The organism is Hydrogenophaga sp., assembly GCF_030656115.1.
In the GTDB taxonomy this organism is placed as follows: domain Bacteria; phylum Pseudomonadota; class Gammaproteobacteria; order Burkholderiales; family Burkholderiaceae_C; genus Hydrogenophaga.
Genome location: NZ_JAUSOO010000089.1, coordinates 1 through 15,916 on the forward strand (window position 1 = coordinate 1; position 15,916 = coordinate 15,916).

14 protein-coding genes and 2 pseudogenes are annotated in these 15,916 nt (G+C 64.0%); 5 read left to right on the forward strand and 11 right to left on the reverse strand.

Annotated features, from left to right (window positions below; genetic code table 11):
- Both Q7J58_RS12250 and Q7J58_RS12255 read left to right on the forward strand, forming a co-directional pair.
- A pseudogene (locus Q7J58_RS12250) lies at positions 1-193 on the forward strand (acyl-CoA synthase); the annotation flags it as partial.
- Positions 194-247: 54 nt separating this feature from the next.
- Positions 248-1,579: an NmrA family NAD(P)-binding protein gene (locus Q7J58_RS12255; RefSeq protein WP_304828215.1), complete on the forward strand. Its 1,332-nt coding sequence runs from the start codon at positions 248-250 to the stop codon at positions 1,577-1,579.
- A 64-nt stretch (positions 1,580-1,643) separates the two neighbouring features.
- Here the strand turns inward: Q7J58_RS12255 and Q7J58_RS12260 are convergent.
- Both Q7J58_RS12260 and Q7J58_RS12265 read right to left on the reverse strand, forming a co-directional pair.
- Positions 1,644-1,797: pseudogene (locus Q7J58_RS12260) on the reverse strand (IS5/IS1182 family transposase); the annotation flags it as partial.
- The gene (locus tag Q7J58_RS12265) at positions 1,784-2,758 is read right to left on the reverse strand and encodes a helix-turn-helix domain-containing protein (RefSeq protein ID WP_336623493.1); all 975 of its coding nucleotides are present in this window, start codon (positions 2,756-2,758) and stop codon (positions 1,784-1,786) included. The pseudogene Q7J58_RS12260 and the gene Q7J58_RS12265, both read right to left, overlap by 14 nt.
- Before the next feature lie 173 nt (positions 2,759-2,931).
- On the opposite strand from Q7J58_RS12265, the gene Q7J58_RS12270 reads away from it, so the two are divergent.
- From Q7J58_RS12270 to Q7J58_RS12280, 3 genes are all read left to right on the forward strand, one after another.
- Positions 2,932-4,338, forward strand: coding sequence for an aldehyde dehydrogenase family protein (locus Q7J58_RS12270; RefSeq protein ID WP_304828218.1), 1,407 nt, complete (start codon positions 2,932-2,934; stop codon positions 4,336-4,338).
- A 10-nt stretch (positions 4,339-4,348) separates the two neighbouring features.
- On the forward strand, positions 4,349-5,935 hold the full coding sequence (locus tag Q7J58_RS12275; protein WP_304828222.1) for a GMC family oxidoreductase N-terminal domain-containing protein: 1,587 nt from the start codon (positions 4,349-4,351) through the stop codon (positions 5,933-5,935).
- A 120-nt stretch (positions 5,936-6,055) separates the two neighbouring features.
- Entirely contained in the window at positions 6,056-7,048 is a 993-nt protein-coding gene (locus Q7J58_RS12280; protein WP_304828225.1) for an AraC family transcriptional regulator, read from the forward strand.
- Positions 7,049-7,314: 266 nt separating this feature from the next.
- On the opposite strand, the gene Q7J58_RS12285 is transcribed toward Q7J58_RS12280, so the two are convergent.
- From Q7J58_RS12285 to Q7J58_RS12325, 9 genes are all read right to left on the reverse strand, one after another.
- Complete coding sequence (locus tag Q7J58_RS12285) at positions 7,315-8,502, reverse strand: ABC transporter substrate-binding protein (RefSeq protein ID WP_304828228.1); 1,188 nt, start codon at positions 8,500-8,502, stop codon at positions 7,315-7,317.
- A gap of 94 nt (positions 8,503-8,596) precedes the next feature.
- Entirely contained in the window at positions 8,597-9,607 is a 1,011-nt protein-coding gene (locus tag Q7J58_RS12290) for a branched-chain amino acid ABC transporter permease (RefSeq protein ID WP_304828231.1), read from the reverse strand.
- A complete protein-coding gene (locus Q7J58_RS12295; RefSeq protein WP_304828234.1) occupies positions 9,604-10,467 on the reverse strand; it encodes a branched-chain amino acid ABC transporter permease in 864 nt (287 codons plus the stop codon). The genes Q7J58_RS12290 and Q7J58_RS12295 overlap by 4 nt, the downstream gene beginning before the upstream one ends.
- Positions 10,454-11,194: an ABC transporter ATP-binding protein gene (locus tag Q7J58_RS12300; RefSeq protein WP_304828237.1), complete on the reverse strand. Its 741-nt coding sequence runs from the start codon at positions 11,192-11,194 to the stop codon at positions 10,454-10,456. The genes Q7J58_RS12295 and Q7J58_RS12300 overlap by 14 nt, the downstream gene beginning before the upstream one ends.
- The gene (locus tag Q7J58_RS12305) at positions 11,191-11,916 is read right to left on the reverse strand and encodes an ABC transporter ATP-binding protein (protein ID WP_304828240.1); all 726 of its coding nucleotides are present in this window, start codon (positions 11,914-11,916) and stop codon (positions 11,191-11,193) included. Before Q7J58_RS12305 ends, Q7J58_RS12300 begins: the two co-directional genes overlap by 4 nt.
- Positions 11,913-13,181, reverse strand: coding sequence for an ABC transporter substrate-binding protein (locus Q7J58_RS12310; protein ID WP_304828243.1), 1,269 nt, complete (start codon positions 13,179-13,181; stop codon positions 11,913-11,915). Before Q7J58_RS12310 ends, Q7J58_RS12305 begins: the two co-directional genes overlap by 4 nt.
- A gap of 44 nt (positions 13,182-13,225) precedes the next feature.
- Positions 13,226-13,951, reverse strand: a complete 726-nt coding sequence (locus tag Q7J58_RS12315) for an SDR family NAD(P)-dependent oxidoreductase (RefSeq protein WP_304828246.1) — start codon at positions 13,949-13,951, stop codon at positions 13,226-13,228.
- On the reverse strand, positions 13,951-15,006 hold the full coding sequence (locus Q7J58_RS12320) for a 2,3-butanediol dehydrogenase (protein ID WP_304828248.1): 1,056 nt from the start codon (positions 15,004-15,006) through the stop codon (positions 13,951-13,953). The genes Q7J58_RS12315 and Q7J58_RS12320 overlap by 1 nt, the downstream gene beginning before the upstream one ends.
- A 5-nt stretch (positions 15,007-15,011) precedes the next feature.
- The gene (locus tag Q7J58_RS12325) at positions 15,012-15,539 is read right to left on the reverse strand and encodes a 2,4'-dihydroxyacetophenone dioxygenase family protein (RefSeq protein ID WP_304828251.1); all 528 of its coding nucleotides are present in this window, start codon (positions 15,537-15,539) and stop codon (positions 15,012-15,014) included.
- Positions 15,540-15,916 lie beyond the last annotated feature (377 nt).

Here is a 15,916-nt window from a genome sequence, read left to right on the forward strand (position 1 = left end):
CAAGGGCGAGCTGGCCAAGGCTTACATCGTGCCCAAACAGGGCGCCACGCTCGATATCGCAGCGCTGGACGCGCACTGCCGCAACCGCATGGCCGCCTACAAGGTCCCGCGCGCCTACCAGGTCGTCGCCGACCTGCCCAAAACCTCCACCGGCAAGATCCTGCGGCGCATGCTGCGGTCGCTGGATGCCTAGGTCGCCTTCCTCCCCTCCTACCAAGAAACCCCATCTGATCAAGCGAGCAACGTCATGTCTGTCCCCTACAACCGCAAACCCATTCCCCGCAGCATCCTGATCTTCGGTGCATCCGGCACCCTCGGCGGCCCGCTGGCGCGCTTTCTTCAACGCGAAGCCCCGCAGATCCGGCTGCGCCTGGCCAGCAGCCGTGAAGAGGGCTGCGAAGCCCTGCGCCGCGACTTCCCCGGTGTCGACGTCGTGCAGGCCGACTACTACGACCTGCCGACCCTCGAAGTGGCGGTGCAGGGCATGGAAGGCCTGTTCGTCAACACCACGCTGCCCAAGGACGAGCAGACCGCGATGAGCAACCTCATCGCTGCGGTGAAGAAGGCCCACTGCGCCGTCCACATCATCCGCGCCGGCCTGGGCATGCAGCCCGAGGCCAACGAACACCGCGTGCCCGAAGACATGCGCGATTTCATCGCCGGCGACCGCATCGCCAAGCGCCTGCTCGACGAGAGCGGCCTGCCGGTGACCTACTTCAACTTCGGCGCGAGCTTCACCGAGAACCTGCTGACCATGAAGGCCGGCCTGATCCGCGAGCGCAAGCTCATCTGGCACAACCGCAAGGTGCCTCACATGGACAAGCGCGACATCGCCGAAGCGGCCGGGCGCATCCTGCTGTCGGACAACCACCGGCACATTGGCCAGTTCCACACCCTGAACAATGGCCAGGATCTGCTGAACTACGCCCAGATCGCGGACCTGATGACGCAGGTCTGGGGCGAGAAGATCACCTTCGAGGGCAGCAAGGAGGCCGTCATCAGCGAGTACATGGATTCGTATGGCACGATCTTCCCCAAGCTCTGGGACTTCTTCCAGATGGAACAGGACAACGAGGAAGTCTGGGCGCTGAACGACTTCATGGAGCGCACCCTCGGCCGCAAGCCGATCAGCCTGCGCGAGTGGTTGAGGGAGAACAAGCGCGAACTGCTCGGGCTGGATGCCAGCCAGGCCGCTACCGCACCGGCGGCTACCACTGCGCCTACCGCCACAGCGCCGGTCCCGGGGGCTGCGCCTGCTGCAGCCGCAGCCTCAAGCGATGAAGTCTGGGACTGCGTCATCGCCACCCCGATCGGCAAAGTGCCCTACGAACTCGTGGTGCGCCGAGCAGGCGGCGGCACCTGGACCGGCACCATGAAAGACCTCAAGAGCGGCGCCGACCTGCCGGTGCGCGACGGAAAGATCAACGGCAGCACCATGACCTGGGGCTCGGAACTGACCAAGCCCTTCAAGATGAAGCTGAAGATCGAAGTCCAGGTGCAGGGCAAGGAACTTTCAGGCCAGGCCAGCGCCGGCATGATGGGCAAGAGTGCCATGCAGGGCACGCTGCGCGGTGCCTGATGCATCACATCGAGAGGTGAACCCGTCGACCAAGGCCTGAATTCCAGAGCCCGGAACACGAACCACCATCGATGCTTTGCCATCGCCAGGCGATGCCCTGCATGTCGTCGCACGCCTCCAAGCCAGCGTTCCAACAGCGTCAACCAAACGACCCTCTCCCATTCGAGAAAGCGTTTGTGGATGGCGCTGGCGCTGCCAAAACGCTCAGCGGGCAGTGAGACGGGGCCACTGCAGATCGGGGCCATCGCCGGTGTACTGGCCCGGCGTGCAGTTGAAGGTCGCCCTGAAGATGCGGTTGAAGTAGGACAGGTCGTTGAAGCCGACGCTGTAGGCAATGGTGGAAATCAGCGTCTTGCCGTTGGTCGCGCGCAGCTGCTTGAGGGCTTGGCAGGCGCTGGCCAGGCGTTTTTGCAGCAGGTATTCCGTTGGTGTGGTGTCCAGGGTCGCGAAGGCGCGCTGCAGTTGCCTGCTGGACACCTTGAGGTCGAGCGCCATGCGCGGAATCGTCAGCTCGCCATCGGTGTGGTTGGCATCAATGTAGGCCACCGCGCGTTCCAGCAGGCGGGCATGGCCCACATCCGCGTCGATGAGCCGGGACGGCTGGCCGCTGGCAAACAGCATCGACCCCAGCAGACCGTACATGGCCTCTCCCAGGTAACTGGACTGCCTGGGGTTGTGCTGGGTCTGAAAGGCCTTGGCCAGCACGGCGATGATGGCCAGGGTGGTGTGGTCGGTGCGGGGCATGTACAGGCCGCCGCGCAAGGCGTCGCCAAACCTGCTCTGCAGCTCTGCGCGCGGCAGGTGGACGGACAGCTGCCGGCTGTAGCTGCCGAAGAAGGTGAACTCCGAGGGTTCGGTGCTGTCGATCAGCACCATGTCGCCGGGGCGCAGCATGCTGACCGAATCGCGCTGACTCATCAGTGCGCGGCCTTCCTCCTGAACGATGAGGAAGCAGTGTTCCGCACTGTCCCGCGCGATGTCACTGCGATCACGCCGGATGCACTGTGCGTCTTTCGCCACGTGGGCGAACTCAAATCCCCCGCGCGCTTCATGGGCCACAGCGCCGCGCATCACCGACCGGTTGGCGCCGGGCAGCACCTGGTAGGCGCCGCAAACAGCGATGAGATCGGTGCGAAACTGGTCGACTGGAAGTGTGGATGCAGCGAGTGTGGTGAGCATGGGGCACTCATGGTGCGCACCAGTGCGGGAAAACGCTATTCGGGATAACCCAAGGGTTTGGCCCTCTTGTCGTTGGAGTCCAAGGGGCGTGTCGCTGTAGCCCAAGTGGTTGCGAAGGCGCGGACCTACGATCCGTCCGCCTGTATCAATCGCACCCACAAACTTCAAAACACATGTCTGACTTTTCCATGACCATCAACGGCCAGCCGGTGAGCGCGGCCGACCAGTTCGACGTTAAAAACCCGGCCACCGGGGACACCGTGGGCCTTGCGCCCAACAGCTCAAAAGACCATCTGGATCTCGCTGTCGCAGCGGCTCAGGTCGCGTTCACGACCTGGTCGCAGACCAGCGACGCGGTTCGGGTCCAGGCGTGCCAGGACATTGCGGCCAAGATCGGCGAACACGCCGAAGAGTTGGCACAGCTGTTGACGCGCGAGCAGGGCAAGCCGCTCAACGGCATCGGCTCACGGTTTGAAATCGGCGGCGCGCAGGCCTGGGCCGCGCACACCGCCAGCCTGTCGCTGCCCGTCAAGGTGCTGCAGGACAACGAGCAGGGCCGGGTGGAACTGCACCGCAAGCCCATGGGCGTGGTGGGCTCGATCACGCCCTGGAACTGGCCGGTGATGATCGCTGTCTGGCACATCCTGCCGGCCGTGCGCAGCGGCAACACGGTGGTGGTCAAGCCTTCGCCCTATGCGCCGCTGTCCACGCTGCGGCTGGTGGAGCTGATGAACCAGGTGCTGCCGCCCGGGGTGGTCAATTCCGTCTGCTCCGACGACCGGACGTCCAACATCGGCGCGGCGATGTCCGCCCACCCGGGCATTCGCAAGATCGTCTTCACCGGCTCGATCAACACCGGCAAGAAGGTCATGGCAACGGCCGCCGACACGGTCAAGCGGCTCACGCTGGAACTGGGCGGCAACGACGCGGGCATCGTGTTGCCCGACGTCGACCCGAAGGCCATTGCCGAGGGGCTGTTCTGGGGCGCCTTCATCAACAACGGCCAGACCTGCGCCGCGATGAAGCGCCTGTATGTGCACGAAAGCGTGTACGACGGGGTCTGCGCAGCGCTGGCCGACTATGCCAGGGCCATTCCGGTGGGACCGGGCACCGAAGAAGCGTCGGTCCTGGGTCCTATCAACAACCGCATGCAGTTTGACAAGGTCCAGCGCCTGGTGGACGCCGCCAAGCAGAAGGGTCGGGTGCTGCTGGGTGGTGAGCCGGGTGAAGGGCTGTTCTTCCCGCCCACGCTCATTGCCGACCTCTCGCACGACGACCCGCTGGTGACCGAAGAGCAGTTCGGACCGGCCCTGCCCATCATCAAGTACAGCAATGTGGAAGACGCCATCCGCCAGGCCAACGACAGCCCGAACGGATTGGGCGGGTCGGTGTGGTCGCGCGATGTGGAGAAGGCCAGGCAGGTGGCCAGCCGGATGGAGTGCGGGTCCGTGTGGATCAACAAGCACGGCGCCATCCAGCCAAACGCGCCGTTTGGCGGCGTCAAGTCCTCGGGGTGTGGGGTGGAGTTCGGCGAGGAAGGCCTGGCCGAGTACACCGACATTCAAGTGATGTTCAGCTGAGGGCGCGGCCATGGAACAGTTTGACTACATCGTGGTGGGTGGTGGCACCTCGGGCTGCGTGATGGCCTCGCGCCTGAGCGAGAACGCCAGCAAGCGGGTGCTGCTGATCGAGAGCGGTCGCCGCGACGACGACCGTTTTATCAAGATCCCGGCCACCTTCTTCAAGGTGATCGAGAAGGGTCAGGACATCGTGGCCTACGTGGGTGAACCCTCACCGCGGGTGAATGGCCGCCCCTCCATCGTCATTCAGGGGAAAGTGATCGGCGGTGGTTCGTCGATCAACGCCATGCTCTACGTCCGAGGCCAGGCGCAGGACTACGACGGCTGGGCCGCCGCCGGCAATCCGGGCTGGAGCTATGCGGATGTTCTGCCCGTGTTCAAGGCGCTGGAGAACAACATGGAGCTTGCTGATGGCTATCACGGCACCGAGGGTGAGCTGCACGTGTCAGAGACGGGCTTTCACCACCCGTTGTGCCGCGCCTTCATTCGCGCAGCGCAGCAACGGGGCCTGCCCCACAACCCGGATTTCAACGGCGCCAGCCAGGAGGGCGTGGGCTTCTACCAGACCACCACCCACAACGGGCGGCGCTGGTCGGCCGCCGAGGCCTTCCTGCGCAAGGCCGAGGGCCGCCCCAACCTCAAGGTCATGACCGAGACCCGGGTGGCCCGGGTGCTGTTCGAGGGCACCCGCGCGGTGGGCGTCGCGCTGGAAAGCGGTGTGTCCATCAAGGCCAGTGCCGAGGTCATCCTGTGCGCGGGAGCGGTCGAGACGCCCCGGCTGTTGCAGCTTTCCGGCGTCGGGGATGCCGAGCACCTGAAGTCGTTCGGCATTCCGGTGGTGTCGGATCTTCCCGGCGTCGGCCAGAACTACCAGGACCACCTGGAAAGCACGGTGCAGGGTGCGACACGGGATCCCATCTCCTTTTTCGGTGAAGACAAGGGACTCAAGGCGGTCCGGCACATGGCGCAGTACATGCTGTTCCGAAGTGGCCTGCTCACCTCCAATGTGGTGGAGTGCGGTGGTTTCGCAGACGTCTCGAACGCTGGCATTCCCGACATTCAGTTCCACGTACTGCCCTTCATGGTGGGCTGGGCCGACCGCGACCCCGTGCACGAACATGGTCTCTCCATTGGCCCCTGTTTCCTGCGACCCAAGTCGCGAGGCTCGGTGCGCCTGCGCTCGGCCAAGGCGCAGGACCCGGCCTTGTTCGACGCCGGTGCTTTCGAGAACGAGGAAGACCTGGATGTGCTCGTCCGAGGCGTTCGAAAGGGCATTGAGATCCTGGAGGCGCCTGCGCTGGCCAAGCTGGTCACACGCCAAGTGCTGCCACAGCCCGGGATCGAGAAGAGTGAGAACGAGCTCAGGGACTTTGTGCGCCAGACCGCAAAAACCGTCTTCCATCCGGTCGGTACCGCCAAGATGGGAGCTGCTTCCGACCGCATGGCGGTGGTCGATCAGCAGCTGCGCGTTCACGGAACGCAGAGCTTGAGGGTGGCCGACGCGTCGGTGATGCCGACCCTGGTGTCTGGCAACACCAACGCCCCCACGATGATGATCGCGGAAAGGGCGGCGCGGTTTATTGCCGGAAAGCAGTGAAGCTTGGGTGATGACCAGGGATAACCCTTGTTGGCCCGTCGAGACCGAACGTCCTGACGTTGCTAACATCCCCACACTGTCCCACCTGTGTACAGCGTGACTCGAGAAACACAGCCAGCGATGCAAGCCAAAGTCACCGAATCCAAACAGTACGTGTCGATGAAGGAGGGGGCGACCGCGCTCGCCCCCGCCCACGAACGGCTGAAGTACTGGGAGGACTACACAGCGTCCGAGCTGGTCGGCATTCGCTGCACGTCCTACGCCGAGGCAGGGCTGGATGCCCGTCAGCGCAACTTCGACCTGGGCGCCTTCCGGATTGCCGACATCGTGGGCAACGAGCACGTGGTGGAGCGGTCAATGCCGCAGGTGCAGCGCCACCCGAAGCACGCATTGCTCGCTTGCCTGTTGATGGATGGAGAGGCCTTCTTCTTCCAGTCGGGTCGGTGCACGATGGTGCACAGTGGCGACCTCATCGTCTACAACTCGGTCAAACCCTACCTGTTCGGCTTCACGCGACCGATGCGGCTGCTGATGGTCGACATCAGTCCTTCGGACCTGTTTGAAAGTGCGAGCGCTCTGGCCAACGAATCTTTGATCAAGGTGGATGGTCATCTGCGCGCCGGCAAGATGCTCACCCAGCCGGTTCGCGAAACGCTGCTTGGATTCCTGGCGGACCCGCTTTCAGAGAAGGCGCCCTCGGTGGCCGACGATGTGTGTGCCCGGTTGCGCCTGATCTGTCAGTCGCAGTCCCATGAAAAACTCAGCGGCGAAGAGGTCGCGGCGCTGAGGCTGCTCAAGGCCGAGCAATTCATCGCAGAACACATCGCCGACCCCTTGCTCGACGCCGAAGTCGTGGCCAAGCATGTGGCGATGTCCGTGCGCCATCTGAACCGTGTCTTTGAAGTACATCAGTGCAGCGTGACGCAGTGGATCTGGCGCGAGCGCCTTGAAATGGCGCACCGACAGCTGGTGGATCCGGCACTGATGACGCGGTCCATCTCGGAGATTGCCCTGGGGTGCGGCTTCTCCACCCAATCGCATTTCGCGCGGGAGTTCAAGAGCCATTACGGCCTGACGCCCTCGCAGCACCGAATGATGTTGGTTGGTCGCTGAGTCCGCTGCAGCGGACATGGGCCGGCTGGAGTGGACCCACGTCGGTGGACGGTTCGTGCTTTGGGCATTTGCGACTCCTTGAACACAAAGAATGGTGTGTCCACGAAACCGGGTCAACTCCACATCAAATCCCAAAGCCCCGTCATGGATAGACCCCCCTGAGCACGGCATCCGTCGGTGCTCTATGACAGCAAAAAAGCGAAAAATCAGCTGGCTGCTGACTCAGGACCATCCGGTGTGCGACACGGGACAGATCCTTTTGATGGTTACGGCGCCACCACCCAGAAGGCGCTGGCGATTCGCCAGACACCTTGGTCCAGCTTCATGGGCAGCGTTGCCCGATTCGGGTTGTGCCGGTTTTGCGCGCCGATGCTGAACGGGACACCCAGCATGGCCAGTTCCATGCGTTCGACAGACCGCAGCGCAGCACTCACGCTCTCACGCGTGATCTCTCCATCGATGGAGCGAAGCGCCCGGACGAGTACCTGGGCGGACACGTAGCCTCCCTGCGAAAACGAAGAGGTCGGCAACTTCGCGCGTTGCAAGAGAGCCCGCCAGTCCATCAGGGACAGCGACCGGCTGGACCACGGCTCGAACTCGGCCATGGCATACACATTCAACTTGCTGTTCTTCAACTCCGCGGCGACGCGCTCGGTGTAGGCGGGCGTGAGGAAAATGGCGGGAACCTGCGCGAGCACACCCAATTGCTGAACGGCACCCAGCCATTCCAGCACGTGGGGTTCGACGCCGGTGTGCACCACCGCATCGCATCGACTGGCCTGCGCCTGTTTGACCAAAGCCTTCATGTCCGTGCCCGGTCCGTAGCGCTCCACCATGACCAGTTGGACGCCCTGCTCTCGGCTCCAGCCACTGATCACCGCGTCGTAGGCCGCCCGGGTTCCGGGGATGTCCAGCAACACGGCGCACGGCCTGGCGGCCTTGAACACATCGCGCGCAAACTGCAGACCATTGCGTGCCGACAGATACGGCCCCGTGTTGACCGGAACCACATGGCTGGAGGTGAAGCACTCCGGTTCGATGCCAGTGCCCTGGAGCGACACCACACGAGAACGTTGATAGAGCTCGGCGTTGCTGGCGCAGTCAACGATGCTGGCGCTGCCCACCATCGCCAGAACGCCTTGTTTGTCGATCAGGCGCCGTGCGGCTCGAGCTGCCTCCGCCGGATCCCCTTTGTCGTCCTCCACCATCAACTCCAGGCGGCGTCCCCGGATGCCTCCATTGGCGTTGATCGACTCGAAGTACGCCTGGACCGTTTCGCTCGACTGGGGCCACTGCACCGGCCCGGACAGCGTGTTCACCGAGCCAAACCGAAGCGGTGCGTTGCGATCCTGCGCCGCAGCGGGACTCACAACCGCGGCCAGCACAAGGCCAAGCGCGCACGCCACTGACAACAGGTCCACTCGACGCGAACCATGCAGATACCCTTGATCCATCAGCTGTCTCCTTCGATATACCGGGTCCCCGTGAAGCAGGGCACCAGGCGTGGAATGACGCGTTCTGCGCTGGAAGACGGTCAGGAGGCTGGCGTCAGCGCCCCGACCGGAGCCACCAGCGGGTCGGGAACCAATGCCATCCCAGGCGCCCTCCAGTGATGCTCCAAAGCCCTCCCCTGGCGTAGAGGGCAACGACGAGGGTGAGCAGACCCAAGGCGATCATGTAGGTCACGCCGTAGTCCGAGAACAGCCGGTCGGCCGTGAAATACACCACCGCGCCGAGCAGAGGCCCTTCCAGCGTGCCGATCCCGCCCACCATCACGATGAAGATGGCGATCGCGATCCAGTTCGGGTCAAAGCCTGCGTTCGGTGACAGCCGCAGTGCACTGAGGTAGTAGACCGCTCCGACGAGTCCCGTCCCGATGGCCGCGGCCAGGAAGACCAGAAAGCGCAAACGCTCCACATCCACGCCCTGGCTGGTGGCCGAGACCGCGTTGTCGCGCATGGCCGTCAGCGCCAGACCAAACCGCGAGCGCAGCAGCCAGTAGCTGCCGCCCACCGTCAGCAACAGCATGATGGCGGCCATCCAGACCACGCCCATCTGGCGCTGTTCGAGGCTGTACTGCTGCATCGCCCGAAGCGTCATGCCCGAACTGCTGCCCAGCCACTCCGTGTTGGAGATCACGAGGCGACACACCTCGGCGATCACCCAGGTACCGATCGCGAAATACGGCCCCTCCAGTCGACGCAGCAGCAGATAGGTCGGCACCGCGAGCAGGACGGGCACGACCAGGCAGAGCCCTGCGGCCAGGAACGGATCCACGTCAAAGTGACCGGCCAATGCGAACAGGCCGTACGCCGCGACACCCAGGAAAGCCTGCTGGCCAATGGACACCATGCCGGCGTAACCCGCCAGCAGGTTCCACATGGCGGCCAGCGCCAGGTAGCAGCTGAACTCCACCACGGAACGGGTCAGCCCGGCATCGGCCCACCACGGCATGCTGACCATCAGCAGCAGGGCGGCCCCCGCCAGCGAGAGGGCCAGCCTTCCGCCGTTCGTTTGTCGCGACACCAGGTGGTGACGGACTTCCACTGCGCGGTTCATCGGGCACCTCCGCTCAACAGGCCCTGGGGCCGGACAGCCAGCACCACGAGGAACACCAGGTGACCCGCCAGCGCGCCCCAGCCTGGATCGATGCGACCACCGATCGCCTGCGCCACCCCGAGCAGCATCGCGCCCAGGAAAGCGCCCCACAAAGACCCCATGCCACCGATGATCACGGCCTCGAAGGCGTAGATGAGTTGGCCTGGGCCATCGGCCGGCGACACGGTGACCCGGAGGGCCTGGAACACCGCCGCCACCCCCAACACGCCCACCGCCAAGGCCGTGGCGCCCGCATACACATGGCGAGGATTGACGCCCGTGATGGAAGCGGCGTCCGTATCGGCTGCAGCAGCCCGCAGCGCCCGACCGAACGATGTCCGGCGCAACAGCAGGTGAACCGCTCCGGTCAACAGCACCGCTGCGACGAAGATGTGCACTGGCAACACACCGACAAAGAGGGGCCCGAGCGAGATGCTGTCGTATTCCAGCCCGTTGCCTGGAAGCGACCTCGGATCGGCCGTGAAGATGGCCAGCAAGGCGTTCTGGATCGTGATCGACAGCCCGAAGGTGGCGATGAGCGACGGCAAGGGGTCGTTGCCAACGGCCCGATTCAGGACAAACCGCTGCAGCAGATACCCCGCTGCTGCGGCCAGCGGCACCAGCGCGAGCATGGTGGGATAGGGTCCGATCTGAAGAAAAGCAGACAGGCTGATGGCCACGAAGGACAGCAGAATCAGAAGGTCGCCATGGGCGGTGTTGACGATGCGCATCACACCAAACATCAGTGACATGCCCAGCGCATACTGGGCGTACATGCCACCCAGGAGAATGCCCTGGATCGTTGCGTCAAGCCATTGCATGCTCAGAAGCTCCAAAATAGGCCTTGGTGATTTCCGCGCGATCAACGTCTGCTGACCGGCGGTGCAAAGTGACCCTGCCTTCCAGCAGGCAATAGAGGCGAGACGACGCCGACTGCGCCAGGCCAACGTCCTGCTCCACGATCAGGGCGGCGGTACCTTCGGCGGCGATGGTCGGCAACGCCGCGTAGATCTCGCGAATGACCAGGGGCGAGAGCCCCAGCGAGATTTCGTCGCACAACAGCAACCGGGGCTGGCACAGAAGCGCGCGCCCGATGGACACCATCTGCTGCTGACCGCCGGAGAGCGACTCCACCGGGACATGGCGCTTGTCGCGCAGGATGGGGAACAGGTCGTGCACCCGGTTGATGGTCCAGCCCCGCCCGCCTTCCGGCAACCGGCGCCCGTGGTCGCGGGCGACCAGCAGGTTGTCTTCGACCGACATGCCGGCAAACAGCCGCCGCCCCTCGGGCACCATGGCGATGCCCTTCTTGACGATCTGGTGCGGCGCCAGCCCGGAGGTCGGCACGCCGTCGAAGCGGATCATGTTGTCACCCGTGCGCACCAGGCCCATGATGGCTTTGAGAAAGGTGGTCTTGCCCGCGCCGTTGGCGCCAATGAGCGCCACCACTTCGCCCTTGTCGATCTCGAAATCGATGCCGAACAGGGCCTGGAAGTCGCCATAGCGAGCGGTCAGACCTTGCGTCACCAAAAGAGGTTGTCCGATCATGCTTCGATCCCCATGTAAACGCGCTGAACATCCTTGTTGGCCATCACGGCCTGCGGCGTTCCCTCGGTCAGCTTGGCACCGAAATTCAGCACCATGACCCGGTCGGCCACCGCCATCACCGCGCGCAGCACGTGCTCGATCCAGACCACGGTCGCGCCTTGACGCTTGATGTCGAGCACCAGCTGCACGAGCTTGTCCGCCTCTTCATCTGTGAGACCCCCGGCGATCTCGTCGAGCAGCAGCAACTTGGGCCGGCTGGCCAGCGCACGCGCCAGTTCCAGCCGCTTGCGGTCCAGGAGCGACAGCTCGCCTGCGAGCACATTGGCCTTGGCCATCAGTCCGCACTGCTCCAGCACATCCGCACAGAAGCTTCCAGCCGCCTGCTCATTCATGCGTCCACCAAACATGGCTGCCACGAGCAGGTTCTCGAACACCGACATGCCCACATAGGGCCTGGGAATCTGGTAGGTGCGACCAATCCCCAGTTGGCACCGCTCGAAGGGACGTTCGCGTTGCAGCAGACGTCCATCGAAGTGCAGTGTTCCCTTGTCGCAGGCCACGTCGCCACTGATGAGGTTGAAGAGCGTGGTCTTGCCTGCGCCGTTGGGCCCGAGGATCGCCAGCGTTTCGCCCTGATGAACCTCGAAGCTCAGGTCCGAGGTCACCAGATTGGCCCCGTAGGCCTTGTGCAGACCCCGGGCAATCAACAGCGCTTCGCTCACAGCATTTTCAGCTTGGATGCCACCGGCACCACCTTGGCCGTGGTGTTGTCGACGATGGACAGGTCGTACTTGAACTTGCTGCCTTTCACCCACTGACCACCCAGCACCGGTGTCTTGCCCACGTTCGCGACCGGGCCCTTCTTCCAGTTGACCGGGCCGACCACTGTCGTCAGGTCGGTTGCGCGGATCGCGTCGCGAATCGCCACCGGATCGTGCGGCTTGCCCGAACGTTTGAGCACGTCGATGGCGACTTCCCAGAGCGCGTGCGAATAGCCCAGCGGCTGGGTCCATTGCTTCTTGGCCGCGGCCTCGTAGTCGGCCGCGATCTTCTGGCTGGTCTCGCCGGTCAGTGAAGACTTGAAGGGGAAGGTTGGGGTCCACCACACCTCGGTGCTCGTGCCCAGGCCCAGGTCGCCCATGGCCTCGACGGCGGACGGGAACAGCAGGCCCTTGCCAACGGTGACCACCTTGGGCCTGAAGCCCTGCTGGCGCGCCTGCGCGAGGAAGGTCTTCAGATCCTGGGGCAGCGCGATGCCCGCGACGATCTCCACGCCGGCCCGCTTGAACTCGGCGATCTGGGCCGAGAAGTCGGACGACAGCGGCTGGAAATAGGGCGGAGTGACGAAGGTGTAGCCCTCCTTGGTCACCGCGGGCGGGAAGCCGAATTCCTTGCTGCCCCATGCTTCACCGTCGGTGCTTCGCTCGAAGAGGAAGCCGATCTTCTTGTTGGTCTGCACCGAGTTCCACATACCGACGAAGCCGGCGATGATGTCTTCCAGACCCCAGAAGAAGTGGTAGGTCCACTCGAAGGGCTTCTCCGGCTTGCCGCCGCGCGAGAAGAAGTAGCTCTGCCAGGGCTGCACCGTGGACAGGCAGGGAACGCCATTGAGTTCGCACTGATCGGCCACCGGATTGATGGTTTCCGATGTGCAGGAGGGAAGCATCAGCTGCACCTTGTCCTTGAGGATCAGGTTGCCCGCCAGTTCGGCCGCCTTGTTGGGGTTGGACTGGCTGTCACGAACCAGGACCTCGACCGGGTAGGTCTTGCCCCCCGTGGTGATGCCCGAAGCAAGGAGCTTGCGCACCTTCTCGACCATGTACTGGTCGGTCTCACCGAACAGCGCATACGGCCCCGTCAACGGACTGACAAAGCCCAGCTTGATGGGACGCTCCTGGCCAAAGGCCAGCTGAGGAAGGCTCAGGGCTGCGGCGGACGCGGCAGCCCCCTGAAGAACGAGGCGGCGATTGGCAGAGGGCAGTTTCATGTTGTCTCCTTGGTTTGAAAGTGGGTGCGGATGCACCCCGAAAATCAGACGGTCAGGTATCCGCCGTCAACGGGAACAGTGACTCCGGTGATGTATCGCGCAGCGGGCGATGCGAGGAAAACGATGGTGTCGGCAATGTCGACGGGCTCGCCCCAATCGCCGAGCGGAATGCGGTCAACGATCTTCTGGCTGGCCGCCTGATCGCGCCGCAGGTTGTCGGACAACGGGGTTGCGATCCAGCCCGGGGCCACGGCATTGACGCGGACCTTGGCTGCGGCATACGACTGGGCCAGCGACTTGGTCAGCTGCACCACACCGCCCTTGCTGGCCGCGTAAGCGGGGCGATCGGCGCTGCCGAAGGTGCTGAACATGGAAGCGACATTGATGATCGACCCGCGGGCGCGGATCAGCGCGGGAATCGTGGCCGAGCACACGCGCATGATCGACGTCAGGTTGACGTTGAGCACGTGCTCGAACACCTCCAGCTCGTACTCCTCCCGGTCGCGGCTGATGCCGGCACAGTTGACGAGCACGTGGACCGACGCCTCTTGCGACAACACCGCGCGAACGTGGGCGTCGTCGGTGACGTCGAACTCGCGCGACTCAATCCGTTCATGGACCGGTGCATGTTCACCCGAGGCGTTCAGGCCCAGCGCCAGAACCTCGGCACCGAAGTGAGCGAGCCGCAGCGCAGTGGCAGCACCGATGCCCGAGGTCCCTCCGACCACCACGGCTCGTTGCCCATCCATCAGTCCCGGCGAAAAGGTCATCATGCGTCCTTCCCGTTGGGCGAAACCAGAACCTTGACCTGGCTCTTGTCGGTCAACAGGGCATCGAAGCCATCCTTCACCGCATGGTCCAGCGCCACCTTTCGCGTGACGATGACGGAGGGGTCCACCAACCCCTTGGCGGTCCACCCAATGAGCGTCGGGTACACGTCCCGGTATCCCACGCTGGAGGTGATTCGAATCTCGCGATTGACGATGTCGAACACATCAATCTGTGCCTTGCCCATGAGTCCCACGAGCACCGCCTCGCCGCCTTTTCGAAGACTTGCCAGCGATGCGTCCAGCGTTCTCTGGGTGCCTGCCACCTCGAAGGCGATGTCGGCCCCGCGCCCGCCGGTCGATGCGAAGACGGCGCTGGCGCTGTCCTCCTGGGAGGCGTCAACCAATCGGGTCACGCCCAGCTCACCAGCGATGGCCAGGCGGCTGGCATTCACGTCCACCGCAACGATCTCGCCGGCACCACATTGCCGCAGCATGGCGACCGTGAGCAGTCCGACCGGCCCCATGCCGAACACCACGCACGCATCACCCGCCCGCAGCCCGCTCATGCGCACCGAGTGCAAGGCCACGGCGGCCGGCTCCAGCGCGGCGGCCTGATCGAGGCGAACCTCGTCGGGCAGTGCATGCACCATGTAAGAAGGAACGGCCACGCTCTCGGCCATGGCGCCATCACCCATCAGGCCGACAAAGCCCATCGACAGGCAGCGGTTGTAGTGGCCTTGGCGGCAATGCAGACACTGGCCACACCGGTACTCGGGCTCGACCGTGACCCGTGCCCCAACGCGCACGCCGGGGTCGGCCGACTCGACCACCGTGCCCGAGAACTCATGGCCCAGGGTCAGTGGCGCCGTGCGACCGGAAATCGGATGGGGACATTTGACCGGAATGGCGTGCGGGCCATCGACGTACTCATGCAGGTCGCTCCCGCAGATGCCGCAGTGCGCGACGCGGATGCGAACCTCGCCGGGCTGCAACACGCCTTCCACCAGATCCACCAACCGAAGATCCTTCGGTCCGTGCCAACGCAGTGCCCTCATGGTGCTCAGCGGAACAGCGTGTCGACGTAACCGGCGCCAATGCCGACCTTTTCGTAGTGGTCGCGGCAGAGTTTGATGTAATCGTGCACATCGAAATAGCCGGCCGCCCCACCCTGCTCATCCAGCCAGATCAGCGGGCCGGTGACGATGAAGAAGGCGCGCATCGGTTCCGGGTGCTCGTAGGACACCAGGGTGTGCCCCTCACCAGGCGTTTCGTAGACAAAGTCACCCGCCGTCGCGATCCAGTCGTGCTCCAGGTAACCCCACTTGCCGGAGATGGTGTAGGCGAACACCTCGTGGGGGTGGTAGTGGCGGTTCACCAGGCCAGGCTTGTCGGCACGGAGCACGTCAGCCCACTTGTTCGCACTGGGGGAAATCCACAACGGGCGCGTGAAAACCGTCTCGCTCAGCGGCACGTAGTAGCGCATGTCGTCCGTGGCAGCGTTGGCCGTGTACACCTCCGGCTTGGCATCCGGTTTGAATACATCGGCAATCGCGGGAATGTCGCGCCAGAACTCGGGGTTTGTCGTCATGAGCGTCTCCTTGAAGGTTGGGTGGAAGAGCCGCCACTGTGCCCATTCCCTCGGAGACCCGCTGTTCCAGCAAGGACGGACCACTAGTCTGAACAAGACAAAGCCGTCAAACCTATCGTAAACCCCTACCTGACGGGATGTGGTCTGCCATCCGTCGAACTGGCCTCTCAGAGGCTGAGAGTTTTTCGACGCTCACAGCGCCGATCATGCCCGTTGCGTATCACGCCAAGCGCGCCGACATGCGCACGAATGGCATCGCCGATGTACGTGGCGAGCGTCTATGGCTCGATCAAGAGCCTTATTTGGACGCATTTACCCACTTTTGCCCCCCTCATGCTGCCTGCGCAGCCTTTGCAGACGCACCACGCCCCCAGCCA